The 26,780-nt window shown below is 49.3% G+C and carries 20 protein-coding genes; 3 read left to right on the plus strand and 17 right to left on the minus strand.

The window, feature by feature from the left end:
- Positions 1 to 3 precede the first annotated feature (3 nt).
- The 5 genes from KQJ23_RS01080 to KQJ23_RS01100 form a co-directional block, all read right to left on the minus strand.
- Positions 4 to 2,541 carry a beta-mannosidase gene (locus KQJ23_RS01080; RefSeq protein ID WP_216476738.1) on the minus strand — a complete coding sequence of 846 codons (2,538 nt, stop codon included), beginning with the start codon at positions 2,539 to 2,541 and terminating at the stop codon, positions 4 to 6.
- Positions 2,542 to 2,721: 180 nt separating this feature from the next.
- Positions 2,722 to 2,883 carry an aspartyl-phosphate phosphatase Spo0E family protein gene (locus tag KQJ23_RS01085; RefSeq protein WP_249529410.1) on the minus strand — a complete coding sequence of 54 codons (162 nt, stop codon included), beginning with the start codon at positions 2,881 to 2,883 and terminating at the stop codon, positions 2,722 to 2,724.
- A 251-nt stretch (positions 2,884 to 3,134) separates the two neighbouring features.
- Complete coding sequence (locus tag KQJ23_RS01090; RefSeq protein ID WP_249529411.1) at positions 3,135 to 4,553, minus strand: helix-turn-helix domain-containing protein; 1,419 nt, start codon at positions 4,551 to 4,553, stop codon at positions 3,135 to 3,137.
- Positions 4,554 to 5,749: 1,196 nt separating this feature from the next.
- On the minus strand, positions 5,750 to 6,637 hold the full coding sequence (locus KQJ23_RS01095) for an aldo/keto reductase (protein ID WP_216476741.1): 888 nt from the start codon (positions 6,635 to 6,637) through the stop codon (positions 5,750 to 5,752).
- A gap of 30 nt (positions 6,638 to 6,667) precedes the next feature.
- Positions 6,668 to 8,062 carry an aldehyde dehydrogenase gene (locus tag KQJ23_RS01100; protein ID WP_216476742.1) on the minus strand — a complete coding sequence of 465 codons (1,395 nt, stop codon included), beginning with the start codon at positions 8,060 to 8,062 and terminating at the stop codon, positions 6,668 to 6,670.
- Between the two features lie 245 nt (positions 8,063 to 8,307).
- Here KQJ23_RS01100 and KQJ23_RS01105 point away from each other — a divergent pair, with 245 nt between their 5' ends.
- Positions 8,308 to 9,012 (plus strand): GtrA family protein, encoded by a 705-nt coding sequence (locus KQJ23_RS01105; RefSeq protein WP_216476743.1) that lies wholly within the window; start codon positions 8,308 to 8,310, stop codon positions 9,010 to 9,012.
- Here the strand turns inward: KQJ23_RS01105 and pyk are convergent.
- From pyk to KQJ23_RS01130, 5 genes are all read right to left on the minus strand, one after another.
- Positions 9,009 to 10,427 (minus strand): pyruvate kinase, encoded by a 1,419-nt coding sequence (gene pyk / locus KQJ23_RS01110; protein ID WP_216476744.1) that lies wholly within the window; start codon positions 10,425 to 10,427, stop codon positions 9,009 to 9,011. The genes KQJ23_RS01105 and pyk overlap by 4 nt on opposite strands.
- 102 nt (positions 10,428 to 10,529) lie before the next feature.
- A complete protein-coding gene (locus KQJ23_RS01115; RefSeq protein WP_216476745.1) occupies positions 10,530 to 11,657 on the minus strand; it encodes a threonine aldolase family protein in 1,128 nt (375 codons plus the stop codon).
- A 194-nt stretch (positions 11,658 to 11,851) separates the two neighbouring features.
- Positions 11,852 to 14,104 carry an S-layer homology domain-containing protein gene (locus KQJ23_RS01120; protein WP_216476746.1) on the minus strand — a complete coding sequence of 751 codons (2,253 nt, stop codon included), beginning with the start codon at positions 14,102 to 14,104 and terminating at the stop codon, positions 11,852 to 11,854.
- Between the two features lie 54 nt (positions 14,105 to 14,158).
- Positions 14,159 to 14,878: a hypothetical protein gene (locus tag KQJ23_RS01125; RefSeq protein WP_216476747.1), complete on the minus strand. Its 720-nt coding sequence runs from the start codon at positions 14,876 to 14,878 to the stop codon at positions 14,159 to 14,161.
- Positions 14,879 to 15,147: 269 nt separating this feature from the next.
- Positions 15,148 to 16,872: a methyl-accepting chemotaxis protein gene (locus tag KQJ23_RS01130; protein ID WP_216476748.1), complete on the minus strand. Its 1,725-nt coding sequence runs from the start codon at positions 16,870 to 16,872 to the stop codon at positions 15,148 to 15,150.
- A 252-nt stretch (positions 16,873 to 17,124) separates the two neighbouring features.
- On the opposite strand from KQJ23_RS01130, the gene udk reads away from it, so the two are divergent.
- Positions 17,125 to 17,760 (plus strand): uridine kinase, encoded by a 636-nt coding sequence (gene udk, locus KQJ23_RS01135; protein WP_216476752.1) that lies wholly within the window; start codon positions 17,125 to 17,127, stop codon positions 17,758 to 17,760.
- Positions 17,761 to 17,782: 22 nt separating this feature from the next.
- Here the strand turns inward: udk and KQJ23_RS01140 are convergent, their stop codons facing one another.
- The 4 genes from KQJ23_RS01140 to KQJ23_RS01155 form a co-directional block, all read right to left on the minus strand.
- Entirely contained in the window at positions 17,783 to 18,748 is a 966-nt protein-coding gene (locus KQJ23_RS01140; protein ID WP_216476753.1) for a GGDEF domain-containing protein, read from the minus strand.
- Between the two features lie 182 nt (positions 18,749 to 18,930).
- Positions 18,931 to 19,971 carry an HD-GYP domain-containing protein gene (locus KQJ23_RS01145; protein WP_249529412.1) on the minus strand — a complete coding sequence of 347 codons (1,041 nt, stop codon included), beginning with the start codon at positions 19,969 to 19,971 and terminating at the stop codon, positions 18,931 to 18,933.
- A gap of 110 nt (positions 19,972 to 20,081) precedes the next feature.
- Complete coding sequence (locus KQJ23_RS01150) at positions 20,082 to 20,705, minus strand: polysaccharide deacetylase family protein (RefSeq protein ID WP_216476758.1); 624 nt, start codon at positions 20,703 to 20,705, stop codon at positions 20,082 to 20,084.
- A gap of 20 nt (positions 20,706 to 20,725) precedes the next feature.
- Positions 20,726 to 22,114, minus strand: a complete 1,389-nt coding sequence (locus tag KQJ23_RS01155) for an MATE family efflux transporter (protein ID WP_216476763.1) — start codon at positions 22,112 to 22,114, stop codon at positions 20,726 to 20,728.
- 251 nt (positions 22,115 to 22,365) lie between these two features.
- Between KQJ23_RS01155 and KQJ23_RS01160 the strand changes: the two genes are divergently transcribed.
- Positions 22,366 to 23,274: an EamA family transporter gene (locus KQJ23_RS01160; protein ID WP_216476764.1), complete on the plus strand. Its 909-nt coding sequence runs from the start codon at positions 22,366 to 22,368 to the stop codon at positions 23,272 to 23,274.
- 85 nt (positions 23,275 to 23,359) lie between these two features.
- Here the strand turns inward: KQJ23_RS01160 and KQJ23_RS01165 are convergent, their stop codons facing one another.
- From KQJ23_RS01165 to KQJ23_RS01175, 3 genes are all read right to left on the minus strand, one after another.
- On the minus strand, positions 23,360 to 23,572 hold the full coding sequence (locus tag KQJ23_RS01165; RefSeq protein WP_044480508.1) for a DUF378 domain-containing protein: 213 nt from the start codon (positions 23,570 to 23,572) through the stop codon (positions 23,360 to 23,362).
- Between the two features lie 79 nt (positions 23,573 to 23,651).
- Positions 23,652 to 23,837: a hypothetical protein gene (locus tag KQJ23_RS01170; protein WP_216476766.1), complete on the minus strand. Its 186-nt coding sequence runs from the start codon at positions 23,835 to 23,837 to the stop codon at positions 23,652 to 23,654.
- 68 nt (positions 23,838 to 23,905) lie between these two features.
- Positions 23,906 to 26,686 carry a glycoside hydrolase family 3 protein gene (locus KQJ23_RS01175; protein WP_216476768.1) on the minus strand — a complete coding sequence of 927 codons (2,781 nt, stop codon included), beginning with the start codon at positions 26,684 to 26,686 and terminating at the stop codon, positions 23,906 to 23,908.
- Positions 26,687 to 26,780 lie beyond the last annotated feature (94 nt).

Consider the following 26,780-nt stretch of genomic DNA (forward strand, 5'->3'; position numbering starts at 1 on the left):
AGATCAAAGAATATAATCACACATCGACGTAACCATCACCTCACCCGCAGTACCAGGGCGATAAATCGGGCCGCCGCTCTCTTCGCTTCGATAAAATTCAACCGTGACCGGAAGGCCTGGAATCAGATCAAAGTAATTGTCGGAGAAGACCCCTTCCGTCTCCGTATGCAGCCAGACCTGTCTAGCCAAAGCCGTTGTCTCAACGATGTAACGAGTTCCCTCGCTGCCTGCATCCTCCCGAACGGACACCGAGGCCTTAGGCCAGGAAATGTCACGGCCCGGAGCAAAGTAAGCATGCGCCTTGGCGATCTCTACATTGTTCTCTTCAAGTGAAGCAAGCAGGATAACCGATTTCGGATCTGCCCCGCCTAATAGCTCCGAGGCCGGCAGCGTATAGATGACCTGTGCAGAATCGGCTGGCATTGCAATGGATTGCGTTCTCGATGTTAACAGCTCTCCATTAAAATCAAATAGAGCCAGCTTCAGTTCCCCTTGTACCCGGCTTTGACGGTCTGATACCGCATGCACCTTAATTTCTCCGTTGACATCGCTGTCCACAGATAAAATCACTTCTGCAAATCCACGCCGCACAGTGTATTGCAAGGACTTCCATCTTCCGTAGTAATCAATCCCTGCCCAGGATGCAACCGGCCAGCAATCATTCATCTGCCAGTACAACGTACCCATGCAATAAGGCTTACGCTTCCGATGGGCCTCAATGGCCGTCTGGATCGCCTCTGCCTGAAGCACCTGGCTCATATACAGGAAAGAGATAAAGTCTTTCGGCTCCGGTAAATATTGATCCATGTATTGCTTGATCAGCCGATTCCCTTGGCCATTCTTCTGATGAGCAAGCATCACCTTGGACTCCAGCTCAAGCTGATCCCGATCTGCATATTTCAGGACCGAAGACAGCTCAGGGAACGATTGGAAGCCATATTCGCTCATAAAGCGTCCGACACGCTCGTTATAATTGGAGAAGGGCTCTACCGCATGCCACACTCCCCAATAATGAATATCTCCTTCACCGGTTACTGTAGTCGCATGCTGCCGCTGATCCCCGGTCACTTCCCGGATTGGCGATGACGGCCAGTAATCAATGCCTCCGCCAAGCCGCTCTACGACCTCTGGAAGCAGATCATGGAATATAGCTTCATAGTCGACCCAGATTTTCTCCCGTTGCTCTATGGTGTAGTCCTTTTTCCAGCCCCAGCCGCCGTCTTCCACATAATGAGCCCAAGCCGAATCTATCTCATTGTTACCGCACCATAGTGCGATACAAGGGTGATTACGCAGGCGAATCACATTATATTCCGCTTCGCCCCGCACGCTCTGGAGGAAGTCTTCATCACCAGGGTACATGCTGCAGGCAAACATAAAGTCTTGCCAGACCAGGATGCCGTGCTCATCACACAGCTCGTAGAAAATATTCTCCTCATAAAATCCTCCGCCCCAAATGCGAAGCATGTTCATATTGGAGCGAACTGCAGATTCAATCTCCCGGCGATAACGGGCTTCCGTGACATCGGGAATGAAGCTGTCGTTAGGAATATGATTGGCTCCCTTGGCGAAGACGGACACTCCATTTAATTCAAAGCGGAACGAGACCCCCGCCTCATCCTTCTCCCGTACCAGCCTGATAGAGCGCAGCCCTGTTGTTACGGAACGAGCAGCAATCTCCTTTGCACCCTGCTTCAAGCCGGCATCAAATGAATAACGTTCCGGACTTCCAAGACCGTTGCACCACCACAGACGCGGTTCGCTGATCTCAAGCTCCACTTCAACGGTCTGAATTCCTGAAGTCAAGGTAAGCTCTTTCTTCCAGCTAAGTTCTTCTGTTCGAATCTCAAGCGTTCCTTGCCAATCGGCTGTCCCATCTACTTCCACAACCGCTGTCAACCGGGCCCTCTCAGATGAAATCTCTTTTTGAAGGATAAATAAATCTGTTACTCTCGGACCTGACCACGCCTCCAGCCTCGCCTCTCTCCAGATCCCGCTGGTTACAAAGCGCGGCCCCCAATCCCAGCCATAATGATAGGGCGCTTTACGGGCAAAGACACTAACCCGCCGATCCCCAAGTCCGCCCAATTCGGATTGGTCATTCGCTGCCGGGAGACCATAACCCAGTGCCTCCAATTTAGGCAGGTCCTCATTCACTGGAGAACGGAATCTGATCTTGATCGTGTTATCTCCAGCTTGAAGAGCATCCTTCACCGGAACCGACCAGGCACGAAACATATTGTCGGCCGATAACACTCGAGTTCCGTTTACGTAGACATCTGCATAGGTGTCCAACCCGTCAAAGAAAAGCTCCACCCGTTCCTGCTCCTGCCAAGCCGGAGGAAGTGAAATGACCGTTTCATATTCCCAATCCTTCTTATCAATCCATTGCAGATCATGCTCATTCGTCCCGAAGAACGGGTCGGGAATGAGTCCATTCCGCAGCAGATCTGTATGCACATTTCCAGGCACGATCGCCGGATACCATTTCAGTTCATCACAAGCTTTAAATTGCCAATCCTTCAACTTAAGCTCTAGCATCTTATAAAGCATCTCCTTCTGGTGTAATAATAACTATATTATATATTTGTTATTATTTTGTTATATGATTATTATAACAAAATATCTATATAATAAAAATAACAAGAGCCATGTCCTCATATAGGCATGGCTCTTGTTAGTATTCCCTTCGATATCCATTAATAATGGTTAATAGTTTTCTCATGCAATCGGCTTCTTTCTCTTTAAGTCGTCGTATTTAATCTTATTGTATTTATTAATTAATGTATCCAACAGCATGGATTGATGAAGAACAGCTTTATGGCGAACTCCATACTGCTCAGCAAGTTGATTGAGCTTCTGTCGTTCCTTCTCAATACTCATCTTCATATGCTCCTTATTATTCATAAGTATCTCACCCTATGAATATATTAGTCATTGTTGCTAAAAATTGCATATTGAAACATTTTGCAACTGATAAAATATCCCAAATTTTGAAATCAAACCTTTTCTGATAGGAAGGAAATGGGATTGGCCGGTTGCCAATCCCATTCTCAAGCTTATTTGATTAACTGAATGCTTAGCCCCAACCATGCATAAAGGTTGTAATAACATTCGAACCTACTACCGCAAAGCTAAACATAAGCGAAGCCGAAACCACCCAAGATATTTTCTTTTTCATTTTCCCACACCTCTCTACAAAGTTTAGAATATTCCTTGCACTGTGCCTCTGAAGCATACTGCCTGTAAAGCTCAAAGATCGCCATGCTATTAGTAAGTAGATCCTTGCTGCTCAATTTTAGGGACACTCTCATGCTGTATAAAATATCCTTAATCCCTTCCCGAAACAGACCTTTTCTGAAATTATACAGGGCATAATCCTGGAAAAAGACAGAGTATCTGAAATAGTAAGGAGGCGCTTTGGTGTTATTATCTGTACTCATTCTGCTGGATAGCCAACGGTCCTTGCCGCTAAATCGGTATTTCTCAATCTGGCTTGAAAACCTAGTGATGGCATCATCGACAAAAAAATGATGGCGATTTGCCGACTCTACTAAAGTAATCAATCCTTCAACAATCTCGTCCGGATGCTGCTCCAAAAATTCAATATATTCCGGAATTCTCGAGCGATTGCCGGATTTGATATCCAAGCAAATAAAGTTTGCCCTTGCAAAGATTTTTAGTTGCTCAATCTCTGCTTTCCCCGCCTCATCCAAGCCTTCAAACCAACTCAGATCTGCGTACTCGTCAATCCATTTTCGGGATTCCTCGTATCGTCCCCGATACTCATAGGCACCAGCAATATATAATGCGGCTTTCCCATAGTAATAGACGAGCGATTTCACAGGGGTGAATTCGGGGTCTTTCCATATTTTCTTGTCATACATCACTCTGGTCAACGTCCTAAGTTCACAGGCATAATTCTCAACCTCTGCCCAATCCAGCCTGACTGCATAAGTCTCGGTCAGCATCAGCAAGCCATCCAGAGAGATAGCTTCAGGCACGCGATACCTGTAAGGCAAAAATTGCATCGCAGCCTTGAATCCTTTAATGACGTCGTTCTGAAAAATTTGATACAGCCTGAAGTAGCTCATAGCCAGCCGTTCGGAGTGATTGGATCTCTCGCATTCGATGACACTTTCATACAAAAGAGAAGCGGCTTGCTTCCAGCCTTCGCTGAACATCATCTCGGCCGTATCATAAATACCGCCAATTTGCTTCAAGTCCTCCAACAAACAGTTCAACACTTGCTTGAGACAGTCGTATCTCTCCAGCTCGGCGCATCGAAGTAAAAAAGGTCTTAGACGCCGCCAATGGGCACCGGGTGGGATCAGGCATTCATTGACATACAAATCGTAAAAATGCCCTTCCGGAAACCCCATAACTGTGGTGATTCGATCCAACTGTCCTACTGAAATTGGTCGATTTCCACTGATAATGCCGCTTAAGGTTCCGACATTCACTTCCGCAAGCTCCGCAAACTGATGAAGGGTTGTCCCCCTCTGCTTGATGTGATCTTCTAATTCTGCGCGAATCGTGGTTGTGGAAATCAAATGGCTATCACCCCCGGAATCTCGCATCTAGGCCTCAAAAATTTTCATCCAGAATCTAGCATATGATGTATATATATGGAATTATATTCGTGTATTCTCCATTCGTCAATAAGAATTATGTAAAAAATCAATAGTTTTTTAGTTATTATGTTTAAATTTATCATAATATTGCATTTATAGTTATAAAAGGTAATATAATTCGACAATTTTCTTGTTATTCCGCGGAAAAGGAGCTGTTTCAGAAGATAAACCCAGCGCTCCATCGTCGCAGTTCTTGCAAGCGTTCAGCACAATATTTAAAGCGGAACTAATGATTCTGCGTGCTGGGGCAACGTGTGAAGTGTGCCTACGATCGCTGAAGTGAAAGCTTTCTGCAAGAAAGCTGCTTCAGGAGCATAAGCTCGTAAGCGTTCGCCTTGGCGAGCGGATTCCTACAATTTTAGATTTTATCTAATTAAAGGAATCCGCGAACAACTGATCGTTTTACCGCATGAAAATTTGAGTCTTACGCATGCAGTGAAAAAAGTTACCTTAAATTCTGTGGAAATGATAGAAATGCGGGTATAGTGAAATTTTTGTACTTAAAGTGGACTGAAACACGGGGTTTGCTAATTACTGGCGATCTAAGGTAAGTTTTTTCACTAAAAGCGGGTTCATGAAGATTTTAAGGGAAGTAATTTCACTGGAGCGTGATCGAAATGTGTATGAGCAAGTGGGGAAAGTAAGTTCGGTGCAAAATTGGAAGGTCTGTGGGACAAGCGAAGTTTTCGCCAAGACCGGAGCATCGTGAGACGGAAGTGCAACTTTAGGCGCGGTAGGTCATTGATGTCGTGCATAAGCCATCGCGCAAGCTGCCGTTCGCGCTTAGCCCAAGGCTGCGCTTAATCTCCTGCTTGTATGTCAGGGAGGTAAGTTAATAGCAGTGCAATTATTGCAATGCAGCTTATGGCTCAGCTATGTGCAAACTGCATTGCAATTGAACTGCAAAGGTGAAGTGGTCAGGGCATAACTGTGAGTGTACTGCAGAAGCGGAGCGTTCGCCTTTGTGAGCGAATTTCTCCCTTGTTATAACTTAGTCCAGCTAAAGAAATTCGTGAACAACTGCGATCAAAAGTACATTTCACACGTTGCCCCATCTACCTCGCCCTCTTACGTTTAACTATTTTCACAAGTTGCCCGCCTTACTCCCTCTGATATTAAAGTTGAACCGCAGCTGCATTGGCCTCGACCTGGGCCGGATTCTTGCAGCCCGGAATGACGGCGGTGACCGCCGGGTGACGAAGGCACCAGGCCAATGCCCACTGAGCCATATCTACGCCTTCCGGAACCTCGGTTTGAGCGATGCGTTCCACCTCTTCCAGCTTGCGGCGAGTTGCCTCAGGGTCATGCCGGTGGCGGACATCCGTGCTGTCGAATACAGCCCCTGGCTTATATTTGCCGCTAAGATAACCGCTTGCCAGCGGAACCCGTGCGAATACGCCCAGATCCTGGCGTTCACAGGACGGAAATACCCGCTGTTCAGGAACGCGATCCAATCGATTATAGACAACCTGGATTACTTCGGAGCCGACCTTGGTCGAAGCATCCGTCTGATGAAGATTATCATTGTTCCCGATGGAAGTCCCCAAATGGCGAATTTTCCCTGCCTGCTTCTGCTTGTCCAGTACCGTCCATAGTTCATCATTATCAAATACCGCATCCGGACCGGAATGGAATTGATAGACATCAATATAGTCCGTACGCAGTGCTTTAAGAGATTTGTCCAGTTGCTCCAATACTTCCTTCGCTCCAAATACATCGGTTCTGGTAAAGCGTTCATGGAAGTGATGTCCGAACTTCGTAGCTACGATCCAGTCCTCCCGTTTACGCCGGGACAGATAATCTCCAATCAGCGATTCCGAGAGATGGTCTCCGTAGCATTCCGCCGTATCGATCAGATTGATTCCAAGCTCCTGCCCCTTATCCAGAATGGAATCCACATCCTTCTGATCGAACTGGATTCCCCACTCTCCTCCAAACTGCCAGGTTCCGATACCAATCACGGACACCTCCAGCTCAGTCTTGCCAAGTCTACGATATTTCATTTGAACTCCTCCTGTTCATTGGGATTAAGATTATTTCAGAAAACGTCTGACGAGCTGCAGCTTCTTCGGAGTATAAGGCGGATACATCATGTCCGGATTAAAGCTTGTTGACTTGTGCAGCACACCTTTCCGGTGAGAAAACGCCTCGAAGCTGTAATGGCCGTGGTACGAGCCCATCCCCGAGTTTCCAACCCCGCCAAAGGGCAAATAGGGGGTCGCCAGGTGCATCAACACATCATTCACGCATCCTCCGCCAAAGGATACCTGCCCTAACACTTCGCGCTCTGAGTGCTTGCTTTTGGTGAATAGATACAATGCCAGCGGCTTGGGACGACGATGGATCATCTGTATGGCCTGATCCAGATGGTCCATCTCCAGTATAGGCAGAATAGGTCCGAAAATCTCCTCCTGCATGACCGGATCCTCCCATGTAACTCCGTCCATGATTGTAGGAGCAAGATATAGCTCTTCTCTGTTGCCGTCTCCTCCCGCGACCACCTTCTCGGCATCCAACAGTCCGTTAAGCCTGTCCCAGTGACGTTCATTCACAATTCGCCCAAGATCAGGACTCTTCCGGGGAATCTCACCATAGAAGGTGGTGATCTGTTGCTTCAGCTTCTTTATCAAGGCTTGTTTAATATTTCGATGGGCCAAAACATAATCCGGCGCCACACAGGTCTGCCCCATATTGACGAACTTTCCCCAAATGATCCGCTTTGCAGCCAGCTCCAAATCGGCATCTGCATCGACAATGCACGGACTCTTTCCGCCCAACTCCAGAACCACAGGCACCAAGCGCTCTGCCGCTGCCTTCATAACTACCTTGCCAATCTCCGGGCTGCCGGTAAAGAAGATCAAATCGAACGGAGCATGAATCAGCTCCGAGGTCGTCTCCTTTCCGCCTTCAATCACTTGAATGATATCCGGACTGAAATAAGCAGAGACCATCTGTGCGATTACGGCAGAGACATGCGGAGTATATTCCGATGGCTTGAGTACCGCACAATTCCCGGCAGCAAGCGCTCCGACCAACGGATCAAGCATCAGCATGAACGGGTAGTTGAACGGTCCGATAATCAGTACCGAGCCATAGGGCTCGCGGTAAATGGCGCTTTTTGAACCGAAGTGAACCAGCGGCGTCTTGACGCGCTGTGGCCTCATCCAGCGTTTCAAATGCTTAAGAGTATAGCTGATCGTATCGTATAAATATCCGATTTCCGTCATGTAGCCCTCAAACTCGGATTTGCCTAGATCCTGCAGCAGCGCCTCCCGGATCTCCGATTCATGACTTTTCACAGCCTCTTTGAGCTTCAGAAGCTGCGCTCTGCGGAATTCCAGTGTTCTAGTGCCGCCGGCAGCAATGAAATCTTGCTGCGAAGCAATCACTTCTCCCACTGCCTCACTTGTCCACTCAGCCGTCCCCATGCTTGCTCCTCCTTGGTATAGGATTTGACCCTGGTTACTATAAAGAACCACCTTCCCTAAGTGTATGCAACCAGCTCCTACGAAAGCAAGCGATTGAAAGATTAAGCTCGCTTTCCGCTTGTACTCAGTTCTTTTTCAGATAGGCCAAGTAACATAACCCTATGCCTAAGCATGGATCTGAAAGATTAAAGGAGTGAATTTCATCCGATGCAATCTTCACCAAAGTCACGAAAGAGCAACAGAAAATGGTGCTGTCCGAGTACGGAGGGATTGTGCTCGGCAGCCGCCGCTTCAAGGGCAAGGTTCCCCTGCGAAGCCGATTCGGAAATGCCGTTATCCGCAGCGTATATGCCCTGATGACCGGCAGCGGTCTTCATACGCAAACAGGCCTCCGCGGATATTCGCCAGACATGCTTAAATGGCTGTGCAATATTCCGGGAGACCGGTTTGAATATGAGATGAATTTGTTGCTGGCTGCCCATAAGAAGGAAATTGCAATGAAGGAGGTTTTTATCGACACCGTATACATCGACAAGAACCGGTCCTCTCATTTCCATCCGCTTAAGGATTCCTTCCGGGTCTACAAGCCCATTCTATTATTCAGCGCCTCTTCTCTGATTGCGGCCCTCATCGATTTCATCTTATTGCTGCTGCTAAAGCAGGCAACCGGCAGCCTGCTCTTCGCTGTGATTGGAGCGAGGACATGCAGCTCCAGTATGAACTATGCCATGAATCGAAGTGTCGTATTTCGTAAAAAAGAGCGCCCATCCACCGTTACCCGGTCGATGCCGAGATACTTTGCACTGGTACTGCTCATAATGATGCTCAACTATGGGCTATTATCCCTTCTTCACACCTTAATGGCACTGCCGATTGTTCCTGCCAAGCTCCTGACTGAAGCTATTCTGTTCCTGTTCAGTTACTGGGCACAACGAAAATTTGTATATTAAGCCTGCTGGATTTGGAGCAGATTGGTGGTGCCCGGTTGACCCAGAGGCAGTCCGGCAGACAGAACTACGGTATCGCCTTTATTCACATACCCGGTTTGAACTGCTGTCTCGATGGCCGTGTGGAACATTTCATCGGTAGTCGATACAGATGGCCCCTGAAGTGGAAATACGCCTGACAGCAGGCATACCTTCGCCAATACGTGAGGATGATGAGTAATAGCCAGGATCGGAGCCTTTGGACGATATTTCGATACCATCCGTGCCGTGAACCCGCTCTGCGTCGACGTCAGAATTGCTTTGGCATCCAGCTCCAGGGAAGCGCTGACCGCACTTTGGCTGACGACCTCGGTAATATTAGCGGTATGCTGGCTTCTTCGAAGGCTGAACTGTTCCCTGTAGTCGATCGTGCCTTCTGCTTGCTGCGCTATCCTGGCCATCGTCTGAACCGATTGAACCGGATATTTGCCGGCCGCCGATTCCCCCGACAGCATCACTACATCCGCCCCCTGGATCACCGCATTGAACACATCGCTCACTTCCGCCCGAGTCGGGCGAGGGTTGAGCTGCATTGATTCCAGCATGTGTGTAGCCACGATGACCGGCTTACCCGCCATGTTGCACTTATCGATCATTTCCTTCTGCATCATCGGCACCTGCTCGACAGGCACTTCTACACCAAGATCGCCGCGGGCCACCATGATGCCGTCCGAGGCTTCAATGATGTCGTCCAAAGCTTGAATTCCTTCCTCGTTCTCTATCTTGGAAATAATCTGGACATGACCTGCTCCGCTATTCTCCAGAATATTTCGAACCTGCCTGATATCGTCTCCCTTTCTCACAAAAGACACAGCGATCATCTCAATCCCGTTCTCCACACCAAAGGCAATATGTCCGATATCCCGCTCCGTAACGCCTGGCAGCGTAGTTCGTATGCCTGGCAGGTTAACTCCCTTGCGCGGCTTCAGCATCCCTCCGCTTACAATAAGACAGCGGATTTCTGTGCTCCCTTCGACGGCAATCACTTTTAGCTCAATCAGTCCATCGTCGATCAGAATCCGATCATGCTCCTGAATCACTTGAGGCAGTTCCGGATAATTCACGGATACCCGGTGGCAATCCCCGTCGAGGATTTCCGTCGTCAGCACCAGTTCCTCGCCGGCAATCAATTGGCAGGAGGCTTCCTTCAATTTGCCTATACGCACCTCCGGCCCCTTGATGTCCATCATGATCGGCACAAATGTCCCTAGGTCCTTCGCTGCCTGTCTGACTAATTGAATCCGCCGAATATGCTCCGCCGGTTCGCCATGTGCCATATTAAGTCTGCCTACCGTCATTCCGCCCCGAATCATATCCTTAATGGTCTCCAGTGATTCGCATGCAGGGCCGAGTGTGCAAATCATTTTTGTACGCAGCATCGTATCAATTCCTTTCAGATCATCAGTAATGGAACAATACTACACAGTCTGTACTTCTCTACACATTCTATATACCCTAAAGAGGAGGTTTGGCCTGCATACTTATATTGACGAGGATAAATCAGCCAACTGACGGAACATTTCGTCGATTCGTTCAGCCGGCACATGAGCTGCCTGATCGCCGACACTAAATTCGAAATAGCAGGACTTCCCGCCTTCGGCTTCCCGCAGATGGCCCGTCAGCCCCACTCCACTCTTCTCATACACCGAGCAAAGCATCGGCTCCATCTTCTCCTTCGGCGCTGCAAAGTGGATATGGAACATATTTGATACCGGAACCGGAGGACGCACCGAAACATTTGGACAATCCTCAAAACGTGCCGCCAGTCCAACGGCCCCCCGGTAATACTGCCCCATCTTGCCAATCCGTTCCGCAAAATAATATTTACTGCTCAAAATATAAGGGTAAAGACTGATCAAATCTCCGCCATGGCGCCGTTTCCATATCTTCGACTCCTCCGTAAACTGTGATTCGCCTGCCAGAATCGCCCCGGCCAACCCGCCGATGGTCTTGTAGAAGGAAACATAGACACTATCGAACAGCGCACATACCTCGGCAGCAGTCTTGTTGTAGTAGGGCAATATTTCGAACAGTCTTGCTCCATCCAAGTGGAGCTTGATTCCCTTGCTGCGGCAATAGGCAGAAATATCCTCTAACTCGGCATACGCCGGCAATTGCCCGCCGATTTCGCGTTGCGGCAGCTCGAGAAGCAGGCAGGCGACCGGTTCGGCCAATGACTCCACATCTTCCAGCTTGATCAGGCGTCCGCTGTCCGCCAACAGAATGGGCTTAATGCCATGCAACTCCTTGAGTCCATCCTCTTCGTGAATTTCCAAGTGGCACAGAGGATGGTAAGCAACCCGCTTGTTATCCGCCCGGTCACACCAAATCCGCAGGGCAATCTGTTGGGCCATAGTCCCGCTGGGAAAAAACACCGCACTCTCCTTGCCCAAATACTCCGCCATTTCCCGCTGAAATTGTTCAATAGCCTCCCCTTTACCATACATATCGCTGTCCATATCGTCCGAAATCCCCTCGAAAGCGCGCTTTAAAACCTCCACCTTCCTTGGCCCATGACCGGACAAGCGGTATTGCGTCTGATTAAACGCATCAACCAGGCTTTGTTGTAATGGGGTTGCATGTTCTTTTTGATCTTTTGGCTCGTTCATCGTTAGATAAGCTCCTTCCCGTCTCGGGCATTCTTCCATTCTGACTCCAGTATAAAGAAGACGGGCATCGGTTCCAAGGGAGATCATGATTTAGAACAATACATACCCCTACAAAAAAATCCGGACCAGATGGCAATGCTGCCCAAGGCCCGGATTTAGTTAGACAATTCTCACTTATGCAATTTGAGTGCGTCCTATTTTGTTAGCAGGTTATACAAAATTTGTGCAGTCTCGGCACGGGTGGATGTCCCCTCAGGATTCAGCTTTCCCCCGTTCCCCCCAATGATCCCTGCCTTCACCAGCGCAGTAAACGCAGGCTCGGCATAGCCGGCAATGTTCGCTGCATCACTATATCCCTCCAGCGTTCCCGCCGTTGCTCCGGCCGGGAGGCGATCCAGTACCCCCAGTGCGCGGTACAACAATGCAGCCAGATCCTGACGGGAAATTTCCGCTTCCGGGTTAAAGCGATTATCGCCGGAGCCCCCCGCGATTCCTAACCGCTTAGCCGCCGCCAAATAGCCGGTATAGTAAGTATCGCCCGCATCAGCAAAGTTGTCTGCGCCAGCAGCTTCCGGTTGGATACCATAAGCCTTCAGCAGAAGTACTACAAATTGCCCACGGTTCAACTTCACATTCGGACCAAAGCCTTCGCTCTCTGTTCCCGCGGTGATGTTCCGGGAGGCCAAATAGTCAACGGCCGGATAATACCAAGCATCCGCCGAGACATCGGCGTATTCCCCCGAACGAACTTGAATCTGTACCGCCTGGCCCGCAGGGTAGAGCTTGGCGGTCGCTCCATCCTTCGTAGTAGGGCCTTGGTAGCCTGGTTTGGAGGCATACCGAACCTCGTATGTTCCCGGGATCAAGCCTGTAATCGAGCCTCCGGTCACCTTTTTATATTCCGATTCCCCAACAAGTCTATATTCCAGTGCCGTAGAAGTCCCATTAATCGCTCCGTCTGCATTCGTTGATGAAGTCGCCTTGGTCGAAGTTAGGCGAACCGTCGTTGCCTCCAGTCTGGCAAAGAGGGCATCCAATGCCTTAATCAGATTTTGATATCTTGCGCCCGCAACGAAATCTTCTCCTTCCTTCACATAGTCGGGCTGGATATTACTCCAGGAATACATGAGTTCAATGTGGCCCAGAATCGGAGCGCTGGTTCCATTCACGTCTTTGTTGCTGCGATTGTAGGAGAACAGGTAAGGAACCTGCAGCCGATCTCCCGACACCACTTGACCGAAGGTATTCGTATAATTGATGGTTCTCGGAGTTTCTGCGGAATTGTTTTCAGTAATGATATTGGTCAAATAATTATTCACCAGGTCGACATACAATTTGGCGTAAGGATGATCCGTCGTCCGGATTTGGAGCACCTCGGTGTAATGAGGATTATCTCCCTTTGGACCTCCGGTATTATTACCCGCTTCTCTGACCTCCACTCCGCCATCCAGCTTCGTGTCAAAGAAATAGATTTTCTCTATGCCATGCTCTTTCGCGTATTCATTGACATACTTAATGAGAGCTTGAGTATTTGGGCACCAAGAGCCGCCAAAGAAGAGAAGATAGTTGCCATTGCTCTTTAGGATTTCCTTCAGTTGATGATAGGTTACGTGTTCATAGACCAAATCTGCATCCTGCTCGTTAAATATAACTTTCCCCGGGTTCTCTCCGGCGTAATTCAGGTTAAAGGCCTCTTTAATGTAGTCGGACTCATCAATGACACTGTAATTTGCTACAGTTCCAAGCGTATCGCTGACCAATTTTTTATAGGCCGTCACCTTTGAAGCATCCAATGCTCCATTCGTGAGGAAATCCTCCCACACCTTCGATTCATTCAAATAGGACACGATCGGTGCCGGTTCTCCGTCATTTCCCTTGTGATCCTTATTGTAGATGAACAAAAACGGAGCATTAATCTTATTGGCTGCAACCGTTGTGCCGTCTTCTTTTTGATAGCTGACGTTATTTGCGGCAATATCCTTGTCATACAAGTTCAGGTTTTTCAGATACTTGTTGGCCAGGTCGACATATTTATAAGCATAAGGGCTGCCGGTATCCGCAATATCCAGCGCAGTTCCATCCAGCTTGGTGTCAAAATTGTAGATTGTCTTGATCCCTTGCTCCTTTGCAACTTGATTAATAAAGCCGATGGTTGCTTGGGTCTGGCCGCTCCAAGCGCCGCCAAACAGCACCGCAAAGTTGCCCTCGCTCTCAAAGAGATGCACGATATCCTCATATGTAGCCGTTTTGAACACATGATTCTTATCGTTTAATCTAGGATAGACCTGATCGAAGTAATTAAATTGATTCACTTCTGCTTGAAGCGCCCGCGATTGGCTTACAGCGCCCTTATCGGCAGCATTGGCATGGATCAGACCAAGAGGAGCTGCCAATACGAGCGTTAACAGGACCGCCAGAATTCTCCGGGTTTGGATGATTGCTTTCATAGTGTTCCCTCACATTCATAGAAGTTTTATGGGTTTAGGTTTAAGCCTGGTTTGTTAGCAGTCCTCATCCGGGTCTGTCGAAGAACTCGATGCAGGTGCCGGGCTCGGTGTTGCTGCCGGCTCCGGGGCTGCTGGTGCTGGCGTTGCCGGTGCAGTTGGAGCTGCCGGAGTTACCGTCGCCGATTCCGAGGAAGCAGGAGTTATCGTCTTCTCCGCCGAGGTGCCGCTTACCGGGGCCGAGGCTGTAGCGGACGCTTCCGATATGCTGGCTGTATCCTTTTTCTCTGCATTTCCGGCCGCTGCCACATTGGAATTCGTTGCTTCCTTTTTCGCAGCGGGGGCTGCAGTTGTCTTCTTCACTTGCTCCTGTACGCCGCTCTTGTCTGCCGGATCCGGCTTCTCTACCGTTTCGAGCTTGGCCGGGCTGGCCGCTGCACTTACTTGAGCCTGAGCAGTGGCCGATTGAGCTGTGCTTGCTGTTTGTTCTTGAGCAGCTTGCTCTTCGGCCTTGCTCTTTTCCGAAGCTGCAGGAGCATCTGTCTCGGCCTCGGCTGCAGCCTCAGCCTGTTCCACGATTGTCGGGTCCGATTTGGTGTCCGCTTGATTCGCTTCGGCTTGTTCCGGTTGAGGTATTGGCTCGGAGGAATCTTTATCCGGTTCGTGAAGGGCTGACGCGCTCGCACTCCGGGTATTCTTGCTCACCGATACCACTGCATAGGTCAGCGAGGACAATACAAGTATCGAGGACAGCAGAAAGATTGCAAATTTTTTCATGGAGTCATCCATCCTTTCGGCGTTGGCTGCGATTCAGATAATAAAAAAAGACTTAGCAAACGCAGCTTATGCGTTCACTAAATCTCTGGTGGTCCAGTAGATTTTCTTCTTCCGATTATCCGGTGCAGTCAATGAGTTTAAAATTAATTTCCTTGTATTCCTATGTTATGACTCGGGAATAAAACTGTCAACCCTTTTTATAAAAAAACGGGATGAAAGCATGATACCATCATGCTTCCTCCCGTAGGATCAAAAATTATAGGAACAGTCTATGCTTTAAAGCGTTCCGTCAACCGTTCAAGCTGCTTCCCCTTCTCCTGAAGCTCGGTCAGAGACACCCAGGTTGCTTCTCCGGCTTGATCCTGCTCTGCCACAGCACCGGTCATTTGCTCTGCCGAGGAGAACGCTCTGCCGGACAGCCGCGAGATTTCCTCAACGGAAGCAGCCACCTCCTCCGCCGCAGCGGCAATTTCTTCAGCGACAGCAGTAAATTCCTGCGCCTCTCCTGCCACCACATTCACTTCCTGCTGAATAAGCTGGAAGGCTTCCCCGGCGGCTTGAGCCACACTTCTGCCCGCTTCAACCTCAATATACTCCTGTCTTGCAGCCTCTACTGCACGCTCCACGCCTTGAATCGTCTCATTAATCAGCTCTGCAATTCGCAGGGTGGAGTTGCCGGACTGGTTCGCCAGCTTACGGATTTGGTCAGCGACAACAGCAAAGCCTCTTCCATGCTCACCCGCACGAGCGGCTTCGATCGAGGCATTCAACGCGAGAAGATTGGTCTGGGCTGAAATGTCCTGGATCGCCTCAATGATCTCGCTCATTTCCTCCGATTTTTCGGCTACTGCATCAATATCTTCGACTACCCGTTTTGTCGCGTTGTGGATTTTATCCATTTGCTTAACGGTATGCTTGACCGCGATAGAGCCTTGCTCCGCCATACTGGCCGCCTTTGCGGAACTCTCGGCAACAAGCGCTGAAGATGCCGCTACCCGCTGTACGCCCGAGCCGACCTCATCCATGGCTCTCGAGGTATCCTCCGCTGCCTTACGCTGAATATCCGCGCCCTCAGAGACCTCTACCGACAGACTGTAAATACTCTCGCCAAGCTTGCGGGATTTACCGACATTATTGAATAGAACCTGGGCAGAATCTCCGATCATTCCCGAGCTGTCTTTAATACCAATGATCATGGATCTCAAATCCTCTGACATCCGGTTAAATGACTGCCCCAGATCCGCGATCTCGCCTTTGCCCAGAACTTCGGTCTTCACGCCCAGTTCACCCGTCTGCACCTTGTGCATATCACGCTTTATACGGATCAGTGGATTAACCAGTGAGCGTGCCATTAGGAACGTAAGGATTAATGCGGCTGCCAGAATGCCGACCGAGATCCATATGATCCGGCTGCGCGTGTTCTGAAGCAGTGCATACGCCTCCGAAGCATTGTAATCGGCGCTCATGACACCGAGAATTTCTCCATTAGTATCCCGAATTGGTACGTAAGAGGTCATCGTCTCTCCATATTCCTCTGAAGACGTCATTTCACCCAACTGCTCCTGCTTGCTGTCATAGACCGCCTCCAAAGACGGATAGAACTCTGTCTCTACTTCCCCAAAACCCGATACTTCCTCATCCGCTGCGTCCAATGCCGCTCCATCAACAACATAGTAATATTCGTAGGATCCGCCCGTATCCCTACGGTGCATAATGTACAAATAATCCAGTCCGTTAGCCTCTCTAACCTCGCTCATTTGTTCGCGAAGCGTACGGTAATAAGCCGCAGCTTCACCTTCATCAATAATCGTCTTGTATTGCTCCGTTTCCACCATAGCTGCCGCATGCTCAGCAACCTGCAATGCTTGCGTGCCAATGGAGTTCATGAGCAATTTCTCGGATGAATTGTATACGGTATACGTAAGCACGAATCCGGAAATAAGCAGCAGTGAAGCAAAGAAAACAATCAGTTTCCACTTCAGACTATGCAGCAAGCGAACGACCCCCATTTGTATGTAATGATTCCGATTTATAGGACAATATTACTACACCCGTTGTGAATTTTCTATGGATTTTGACATGGAATTCAAGCAATTTTCTAAGATTTTCCTATGGAATGGCCCGTTGAATGTCTATTCGACATGAATGCTCTTGAACTTGATCAATGAGGGTGAAAAATGTCGCTCACTATGCTACAATACGGGAATGTTCAACGGGAAAACACCTAGGGGGTTATTCGAATCACCATGCTAATTATCGGTATCGCCGGCGGCACCGGCTCTGGAAAAACGACGGTGGCCCGCTCCGTAATCGAGCAGCTCGGGCCGGATAAGGTTACATTCATCTCACAAGATAATTATTACAAGGATCAATCGCATTTGACGATGGATCAGCGGGTTCTGACGAACTATGATCATCCGTTTGCTTTTGACAATGAGTTGCTGATCGAACATCTGTTGATGCTGAGAAACAAGCAAACTGCGGCTGCGCCGGTATATGACTTCACCAACCATACCCGTTCCACAACGGAGAACATCGTGCTGAAGCCGAACCGGATCGCCATTGTTGAGGGACTCTTCGTCCTGTACGATGAGAAGCTGCGCAATATGCTCAATATTAAAGTGTTCGTCGATACCGATTCCGATGTCCGGCTTCTTCGCCGCGTGCTGCGGGATATGGAGGAGAGAGGACGCTCTATTCATTCCATTCACCAGCAATACCTGGCCACCGTCAAGCCGATGCATGAGGCTTTTATTGAGCCTTCCAAGAAATATGCAGACCTCATCATTCCCGAAGGAGGACATAATGAGGTAGGCATTCAATTACTCTCGATCTTAACGGAGAAATATTTGTCAGGCAGCGGAAACTGGCCGGAAATCTAGCCCGCAGCCTGTTGTTATACAGCTACACGGAAGAACCGGATGACTTTCTGGCATGTTGCTTGGCCACCGTCTGGTTCTTGCCGTGTTTTTTTGCATAATACAGACAAGCATCCGCTTCCTCGAACAAGGTGGAACTGGATTTGCCGCGCACATGCTCCGCCACGCCAATGCTGACCGAGATTCGGTTCCCCTTCATTTCGTCATGCGCTATTGAACAAATAAGTTCCCGGGTCTGCTCCATTTCCTGATAGGCTTCGAATAAGGTCTTGCCGGGAAAAATAACGACGAATTCCTCGCCGCCATATCTAGCAATGATCTCATTCTGGGACAATGCATCCTTCACCGCTTGGGCCACCCGGCTCAACACAACATCTCCCACAGCATGTCCATATGTATCATTCACACTCTTGAAGTTATCAATGTCCATGATCGCCAGCTGCAAAGGCATGGCGTTATTGTTGCTTTGCTCGATCAACTGCTCCAAATATTCATGCATCGTCTTGTGATTGTATAAATCGGTCAGCGCATCAATCTTGGCAAGCCGTTCCATGACCGCATTCTTCACCACCAAATCCTGCTCCGAGGTCACCATGCGCATAAAATCAGCAATCATTTGCTTGCCTTGCGCAATGATCTGCAGTGCGATATACAGAATGCCGAGCATAATAGCGAAAAAGGTGCAGAGATCATAGGGGGTCATTATCGTTCTGAACTCGGGAAAGCCGTTATAAATAAAGAAGAAGATCAACAAATTCGATATAAACGCCAAGTACAGCAGTCTTTTCCTGAAGAAAAAGAGAGACACCAGGATTGGAAGCACCAGAATATATTCCAGATGCAATCCCTGGTTGCCGATCATTAAGGCGGCCGCGATCAGCGTCCCGCTAAGCACGGCCCATTCCGGCTTCTCCATGGAACGATAATACAAGATCTCATTCGTCCCGATAATTGCAAGCTGAGTCAGCGTGGGCACAATAATTCTCTCCATGAGATATTCCCAGCCTAACAGCTCGACTCTCCCTTCTAACCACAATAAAGCCCCAATCCATTCTGCCGAGAGAGAAAGAAACAATATGATCCAATATGTAGTTATGACTTTTCTATAAAGCTTCCTACTGTCCGTTAGAAGCGGGATTTTCGCTATCATCTCATTCTCCCTGCGGCCCGGTACTAATCGGGTATAAAAATGCTTTTAATATGTATGTCCGTTCTTCGGCTTAAATCGATGAATTCTTCTCCTGCTTTCACGAGGGGAGCTAGCGGCTGATGCGGATTCAAGCTAATGACTTCACCGATACGTCCATCCGTCAGCAGCACCATCTCACCGATCAGCTTCTCCAATATTTTATCCAGGAACAAGGTGACGATCACCGGATCGAGCAGGCCGAAGATGCCGTCCCGCATCTGCTCCACGATCTGATAAAATGCTCTAGGCTCATGATAGGAGCGCCGGGAGGACATGGCATGGAAAATATCTGCCACAGCTATAATCTTGCTGAACAGCTCGATCTCATGCTCCTTGACTCCAAGCGGATAGCCGCGGCCATCATTGCGTTCATGGTGCTGAAGCGCGGCGAGCGGAATGCGGGGATCCAAGTAGGGAACCCTGCACAGCAGGTCATAACCGAACTCGGCATGCAGCTTGACTTGCTCATATTCCTCACTCGTCAGCTTATCCGGCTTGTTAAGGATGTCGGCCGGTATGTACACCTTGCCTACATCATGCAGCGTTCCAGCCAGAGACAGGATCTCCAGTTCCTCATCCGGCAGCTCCATCCATCTGCCAATGAGCGTGGATAGGATGCCGACTCCGATATTATGCTGATAGGTATACTCGTCGACGGCCTTCACCGATTCGAAGAGCTGGAACAGATTAGAGTGCTGTGAGACTTGAAGGACGAGAGGAATCACCTCTCCCTTAACATCTTCCACAGGCACCTTGCCTGTCAGCCCGATGGACTCGAATAATTCCTTTGACCGCAGCACGGCCTGATCCACAAAATTAATGACCGGGTTGGGGGCCGGGTTCAGAAGCTCCAAGTTATATAGATCAACCCGATGATTGCCCAACATCCCGATCAATTCCTCATCCAGCATACTTCCCGCAGGGATTAATGTCACACCTAAATCACTGACTACATCATCCCTAACCTTTTTTCCGACAAAATTCATCATGGAAGCTCCCCCATTGGAGTAGGAAAATAGTCTCATGCTCCTAAGGCCATTGTACAACAACTTGCAAAAAAACGCGCTATGACAAATTAGATTGTCGAATAAAAAAACCGCCGGTATAGACCTCTATACCAGCGGCTTATCCTGTATTACAGAGCAGATGAGATTAGCTCGCTGACCGTAATGAGCTCATATCCATCAGCGGTCAGCTCGGGCACCAGAATGGATACTGCCTCAATCGTCTGGGAACGGTCATCAAAGCCATCATGAAAGATCAAGATACTCCCTGGCCTGACTTCACTTCTTGTTTTCTCCAGAATATGCTCCACACCCGGCATTTCCCAATCATTCGTCTCCGAATTCAGCGCGCCCATCATGTGATATTTCATATCTTCCGATACGCTGCCGACCATCTCGTTCTGGTCGAAATAGGGCGGACGAAAAACCTTGGGCTTCACGCCTGTCAACTGTTCGATCAACGCCTCTGTTTGAACAAGTTCATCCTTCGCTTCCGGCTTCTGAAGCTTCGTCATTGCAGGATGGGTGAAGGAGTGGTTGCCGATCTCATGGCCCTCTGCATGGACCGCCCGAACCATCTCGGGATGCTGCTCCATTTGACTGCCAATCATGAAGAACGTTGCCTTTCCCTGAACCTTTCGAAAGACTTCCATCACCTGGAGCGTATATACAGGATTCGGTCCATCATCAAAGGTGATGGCAACAGCCTTTCTTCTCGTAGGAACCTGATGAATCAGTGTGTTATAAGGCAACATGATGAACATCTCCTCCCGTTCTAGATCAGCTTATGCTGATACCACTTGGTCCCGCGGTAACGCCACATGAAGATAGCCCCGCGAACCCCCCATTCGCAGTTCATAGCCAGCCAGACGCCTAATATGCCGAAGTTGAAGGTAATCCCCAGCAGATAACCGAGCACGACCCGGAACAACCACATGGTCAGCATGGAAGTGATCGAAGTGAACTTGGAATCGCCGGCGGCGCGAAGCGCCGAAGGAGCAATAAAGCTGATCGGCCAAAGGAAGATTTGAACGATAGTATTGATCAGCAGAATGATGAAAATATCATGGACAATTTCAGTTGGCGGCTCAAAGATACCGACAAGCGGATAGAAGAACGGCATAATGATAATACCGATCAAGAACAAGGTGACGGAGCCAATCACCAGAAATGACTTGATGAATTTTCGGGCATCTGCGACATTGCCTCTCCCGATGCATTGTCCTACGACCGTTACAATCGTCAAGGATAACGCACCCGCAGGAATTTGCAGCACTCCTGCAAGCGATCCGGCTATGGCATTGGTAGCTATCGCATACGTTCCCAGGCTGACAATGAACACCTGGGTCAGCAGTTTACCGCCGTTAAAGAACATTTGCTCGGCGGCAAATGGCACACCGATGAACATAATCTTGCGCAGCATGGACAACGGAAGGGTAAAGAGATCGCGTATGCCCAAATGCAGCGCCGCATCCAGCTTGAATATATAATACAGTGCGCATATTGCTCCTGCATAGCGGGCAATATTGACGGATAACGTCATCCCGAATACACCCATGTCGAGTACATTGATAAACAGTACATTGAGCAATACATACAGAAGATTCGTAATCAGCGATAATGCCAGAGAAGCTCTCGACTTGCCTATACCGCGCAATGCACCGCACACGGCTTGCACAATGGCAATCCCCATGTATGACACGCCGCTCCCGATCAGATACGTTCGCGCGCTATTGAGTACGTCCGCATCCGCGCCCCCGAAGAGCAGGCTGAGAATCGGGGTGTGAAACACGACCAGGAACATGCCGATTACCAGCGCAGTGAGCGAGACTGCCGTAACACTGCCGGCGGCAGACTTAGACACCATCAATTGGTTCCCGCTGCCTTTATATTGGGCGACTACCACAGTCCCCCCCGTAGCAATAGCCACAAAGACATTGATCAGGAACATATTGATCGAATCCACCATGTTCACTGCACTGACAGCCGCCACACCCGAGGAGCTGATCATTGCTGTATTTACCAGGTTCAAGCCGACAATGAAGGCCTGATCAATCAGGATCGGCAGGAACAAAGCAATAACCTGGCGGTAATCCATCGTCTCACCCGACAGGTGTCTTTCGAGAAAATTATTGTATTTAGGGCTTAATCTGAGCTGTTTCATAGAATCACATTCTTTTCTTATAAGATAATATAAATTGAAAAAACCCTTCCTGCGAAGAGCTTTCACGAAATATATATCGATTTCTATCAACTTCAAAATGCTGGTAGAGGTCAGTTCGACGATACCACTCTACATGTTTTATGTCAATGAATCCAGGTACATTCCGGCGTCTTCCCCTTGACAATTTCACAACGGCATATATAATGATACAGTTTTCACAAAGTCGACTGGAATCAGGAGGGAGTATTGTTATGTGGTTTCTATTTGCTCTGCTTACCGCCTTCGCTTGGGGCGCGGCGGATTTATTTTATAAGAAAGGAAGCGATCCGGAGGACCGGTACAGCCATATCAAGATCGTTATTATGGTCGGTCTGGTGATGGGAATTCACGCCTTCTCCTACATGCTCATTCAAGGAATCGATTTTGACCCCCTCGATATGCTCCGATATTTGCCGGTGTCAGCGCTCTACATTCTATCCATGACCCTGGGCTATATCGGGTTGCGGTATATGGAACTTTCCATCGCTTCGCCCGTGCAGAATTCCTCCGGTGCAGTGACGACGATCCTGCTTTTTATTTTCTTCACCCATGTTCTAAGCGGCATTCAGGTCACGGGAATCATTCTTATTACCGGCGGTGTGGTGGCTATCGCTGTATTGGAGAAAAGACAGGAGCTTCGCCTGCTCCAGGCGGATTCCGCCGTTCTGGATAAGAAATATCAGATCGGAGTCATGGCGGTCCTGTTCCCTATTCTTTACTGCATCATTGACGGGCTGGGCACCTTTGCCGATGGGATCTATCTGGATGAGCTCAGTCTCATCAGCGAGGATGCGGCGCTGCTTGCTTATGAATTTACCTTTTTCCTCTGTGCAGTCATCGCCTTTATTTATTTGAAATGGATCAAGAAGCAGTCCTTCCATCTGTTCCGTGAGCGTGTGAAAGGGTATGCTGCCATCTTCGAGACGATCGGCCAGTTCTTCTACGTCTTCGCGATGGCCAATAACGCGATTATCGCTGCGCCATTGATTGCCTCGTACAGCATATTCTCCGTTATCCTGTCCCGACTCTTCCTGAAGGAACGGCTCAGCAAGCTTCAGTATGGAGTCATTGTTGTCGTCATGATCGGTATCGCGCTGCTCGGCATTGCTGATGAATTGTAACTCTCCACCAGCAAATGAAAAACGGCCGTTCAGGAAGTCCTGAGCGGCCGTTCATTCATTATTGCTCATCCTCCGCGGCTTAGCCTCAGCGGGCCCGCTCCTCTTCGTTCACGTCGCCGTAGAACTTGAGCGAGTAAAGCGCACATAGTCCGACGATGACGTAGACGATTCGGGATAGCATGGCACTCTGTCCGCCAAAGATGGCTGCTACCAGATCATACTGGAACAGACCAACCAAAAGCCAGTTGAGCCCTCCCACGATCAAAAGCGTAAGCGCGATATTGTTCATTGTTCTCATGTCTGCCCACTCCTCGCAATGGTGTTCATTAAGAAAATGCCCAGGAGTGGACAGATTTATTCAAACCTTCAAATGATTGTCATTGACGCTTCTTTCTCTGCCGCGAGAATACCCAGAGAGCGGCTAATACCATGGCCATCGTTCCTAGACTGCTTGCCGAATCCTGATTCATTCCAAACAGCATACATATGGACGTAACAGCAAAATTCGTCAAGACTGCGATCGCAATCAACATCAACGGGCGTGAAAAATTGTATCCCCTCATGCTCTCCTACTCCCCTGACTCAATAATGTCCTTTAATAAGTAACATTATAGCAGTTCCCGGGCTTCTTTTAAAATGTGCGCTTGAGCTCGATCCAGTCCAGCTGGATGCCCGGCTTGGTATGATCAAACGTCATTTCGTATCCGCCGGCTTCCAGCTCCACCTTCACGAGCTTCTGCTTAATCCATCTGCCATCCGTGCCGTTCGTCTGAATTGTCGTAACCACCTGGTTGTTCAGAATCAGGTTACATGCGCTTTGCGCCAGATTATTGTCCGGCGACATGATATTGACAATAATCCGGTATTGGCCGCCTTCCGTCACCTGGAACAAGGTCGGCTCCTTCGCCGATGGGTGAAGTCGTCCCTCTTCGGAAAGCTCCTGCGCAGCAGCAATCGGATTAGCGGCGACTGTGACGACCTTCTCTTCAATAATCTGCTCTCTGGAGAATACCGGCGCATGCATCAAAAAGTTGCAGATGGTCATGGCGCTGCGTTGCAATTCCCCGACTGTCAGAGTCCCATTTTCCAGCGATTCCAGGGTGTTGTCATCCAGCGAGTTAATCTCCGCGCCATAGTTGTTCACTACCATGTACAGATCGTTCTGAGCCCGAACCATCCAGTTCGTGTATTTGTTGCTTGGCGCGCCGCCCTCTACAACATCATTCATAAGCGCCCACCAGTCAGTCATCACAATTCCTGTGTAGCCCCACTCTCCGCGCAGGATCGTCGTATTCAGATCATAGTTCGATGCAGCCCAATGACCATTGATCGGATTGTAGGAGGTCATAATCGAATTGGCCCCTGCTTCCTTCACCGCGATCTCGAAGCCCTTCAGATAGATCTCGCGCAGCGCTCGCTCGGAGACGACCGCATTGACTTTTGTCCGGTACTTCTCCTGATTGTTGCACGCGAAATGCTTCAATGTCGCGTTGGAGCCGCCCTGCTTGATTCCGCGCGTGCACGCCGCGGCGAATTCTCCGGTAATCAACGGATCCTCCGAGAAGTATTCGAAGTTCCGGCCATTCAGCGGGCTGCGGCGAATATTCAGTCCTGGCCCCAGCAGCGCGTCAATCTCATTTCTCAGCAGCTCCTGGCCTTCCATAATGTACAGTTCTTCTACAAGCTCGACGTTCCAGGTAGCCGCAAGCAAGGTGCCGATCGCAACCTGGGTCGCCTTCAGGCCGCTGTCCATCCGGATGCCGGACGGTCCGTCAGCCGTGCATCCCACAGGAATGCCATAGCTGAGCAGCGAATCGCTTACACCGCCGAATGCCGAAGCCGTTCCCGGCGTAACCAGCGGACTGCTCATGCCCTCGCCGCGGACAATCGCCGCCAAATCCTGATTGCTAAGCTGTGCAATGAAGGTCTCCATGCTTACCTTGCCTTCTTGAACATCCTTCAGCTTATAGCCCTGGTCTCCCGTCTGCTCCAGACTCTTCGGAAGATTGCGTTCAATGCGCTCCTCCATCGAGACGGTTCTAACCGGAACCGCAGAATAATCCGCTTCATAGGTTCCATCCGGTCTCCGCGCGCCCGGCTTCAATCGGGAGAAGCCCTCTACCGGAGCCATCGCCTCTTGAAGCTGCTGGATAACCTGAAGCGAGCTGATCGAATATCCGTCCTGACCGCCAATGGCTGCCACAGCCGTATTTTTCACGCTTGTCCCTACATGCATAATATAAGTCCCTGCTTCAAGCACATAAGCCGAACGGTATCCCGTAATGCCGGCATCGTCATAAGAGGCCATACGGCGAACGGGGAAGCTCAGGGTTAGGCGCTGGGATTCTCCCGGCTTCAGGGTGCGTGTCTTAGCAAATGCAGCAAGCGCTCTTGCAGGCTGGCCCAGCTTGCCCTGAGGGGCTTCATAATAGAGCTGGACCACCTCTTTACCTGCATAGATATCCCCTGTATTCGTAACCGTCACATCGACCTCGATGACATCTCCATCCGATTTGTTGAGAATTCTTCCTTCTCCCAGTTGATAAGCAAATGTCGTGTAGGAAAGCCCGAAGCCAAATTCATACTGAACCTTCTCCGGACAGAATGTCTCGAAATAACGATAGCCGACATAAATGTCCTCTTCATAGATGCTCTTCAACTCACCGCCGTAATTTTTGGTTGAGGGATAATCCTCGATCCGGTAAGCGATCGTATCGGTGAGCTTGCCGCTCGGCGATACTTCGCCTGCGAGCACGTCAGCAATTGCATTGCCGCCCTCCATGCCCCCTTGCCATGCATAGATCACACTGGCAATCGGGTAGGTGTAGCGGCTATCGTTCAGCCAGCTCATATCAATAATATTGGATACGTTGAGCACTACAATCGTCTGTTCAAAATGATGCGTTACCTTGTAGAGCATATCCTTCTCATTATCTGTCAGCAGATAACTGCCCGGAGCAATGGCATTATCCTGATCCTCCCCAGCGGTACGGCCGATAACCACAACAGCCTTCGAGGATTTGCTTCTTGCCGAGGCCACCAGCTCATCGCTCAGCGGCATCTCCTTCTGATGCCACGGTTCTGCGGCCCAACCGCCACCCCCGTTGTCAAAAGGATTCTGCTCAATCCATTGTTCATATACGCGAGCCAAATCCTCATTCAGCTGAATTCCGTCCTTGCCGCGCAGTCCATTCAGCAGATTCGTCGTATGCGTTACATTCACGCTTCCGCCGGAACCGGTTCCGCTGCGGTAATAGTTGATCTGGGTTCTTCCGAATACCGATACGGTATCCTGCGGAAGTAAAGGAAGGGCTTGCAAATCATTTTTTAGCAATACCGCCCCTTCTGTGGCAGCAGTTTTGCTGAACTCGGCGAAACCTTCTAATGGGACTCCCAATTTCTTTGTTGTCAAAGTATTCTCTCCTCAATACGTTAATAAAAACGTTTTTATTACTCTTACTCTATAAGTTACCTTATCTTTTTGAAAAATACCATTGTTTTTGTAA

The organism is Paenibacillus brevis, from assembly GCF_018919145.1.
GTDB classification, from domain to species: Bacteria; Bacillota; Bacilli; order Paenibacillales; family Paenibacillaceae; genus Fontibacillus; species Fontibacillus brevis.

Bases quoted from the DNA above. Each gene is read 5' to 3' on its own strand.
- KQJ23_RS01125 (WP_216476747.1), bottom strand. From the start codon at position 14,878: ATGAAAAAATTTGCAATCTTTCTGCTGTCCTCGATACTTGTATTGTCC.
- KQJ23_RS01080 (WP_216476738.1), bottom strand. From the start codon at position 2,541: ATGCTAGAGCTTAAGTTGAAGGATTGGCAATTTAAAGCTTGTGATGAA.
- pyk (WP_216476744.1), bottom strand. From the start codon at position 10,427: ATGCTGCGTACAAAAATGATTTGCACACTCGGCCCTGCATGCGAATCA.
- KQJ23_RS01165 (WP_044480508.1), bottom strand. From the start codon at position 23,572: ATGAGAACAATGAACAATATCGCGCTTACGCTTTTGATCGTGGGAGGG.
- KQJ23_RS01150 (WP_216476758.1), bottom strand. From the start codon at position 20,705: ATGTTGCCTTATAACACACTGATTCATCAGGTTCCTACGAGAAGAAAG.
- KQJ23_RS01160 (WP_216476764.1), top strand. From the start codon at position 22,366: ATGTGGTTTCTATTTGCTCTGCTTACCGCCTTCGCTTGGGGCGCGGCG.
- KQJ23_RS01095 (WP_216476741.1), bottom strand. From the start codon at position 6,637: ATGAAATATCGTAGACTTGGCAAGACTGAGCTGGAGGTGTCCGTGATT.
- KQJ23_RS01120 (WP_216476746.1), bottom strand. From the start codon at position 14,104: ATGAAAGCAATCATCCAAACCCGGAGAATTCTGGCGGTCCTGTTAACG.
- KQJ23_RS01115 (WP_216476745.1), bottom strand. From the start codon at position 11,657: ATGAACGAGCCAAAAGATCAAAAAGAACATGCAACCCCATTACAACAA.
- KQJ23_RS01170 (WP_216476766.1), bottom strand. From the start codon at position 23,837: ATGAGGGGATACAATTTTTCACGCCCGTTGATGTTGATTGCGATCGCA.
- KQJ23_RS01145 (WP_249529412.1), bottom strand. From the start codon at position 19,971: ATGAGACTATTTTCCTACTCCAATGGGGGAGCTTCCATGATGAATTTT.
- udk (WP_216476752.1), top strand. From the start codon at position 17,125: ATGCTAATTATCGGTATCGCCGGCGGCACCGGCTCTGGAAAAACGACG.
- KQJ23_RS01105 (WP_216476743.1), top strand. From the start codon at position 8,308: ATGGTGCTGTCCGAGTACGGAGGGATTGTGCTCGGCAGCCGCCGCTTC.
- KQJ23_RS01100 (WP_216476742.1), bottom strand. From the start codon at position 8,062: ATGGGGACGGCTGAGTGGACAAGTGAGGCAGTGGGAGAAGTGATTGCT.
- KQJ23_RS01140 (WP_216476753.1), bottom strand. From the start codon at position 18,748: ATGGAGAGAATTATTGTGCCCACGCTGACTCAGCTTGCAATTATCGGG.
- KQJ23_RS01085 (WP_249529410.1), bottom strand. From the start codon at position 2,883: ATGAGTATTGAGAAGGAACGACAGAAGCTCAATCAACTTGCTGAGCAG.
- KQJ23_RS01155 (WP_216476763.1), bottom strand. From the start codon at position 22,114: ATGAAACAGCTCAGATTAAGCCCTAAATACAATAATTTTCTCGAAAGA.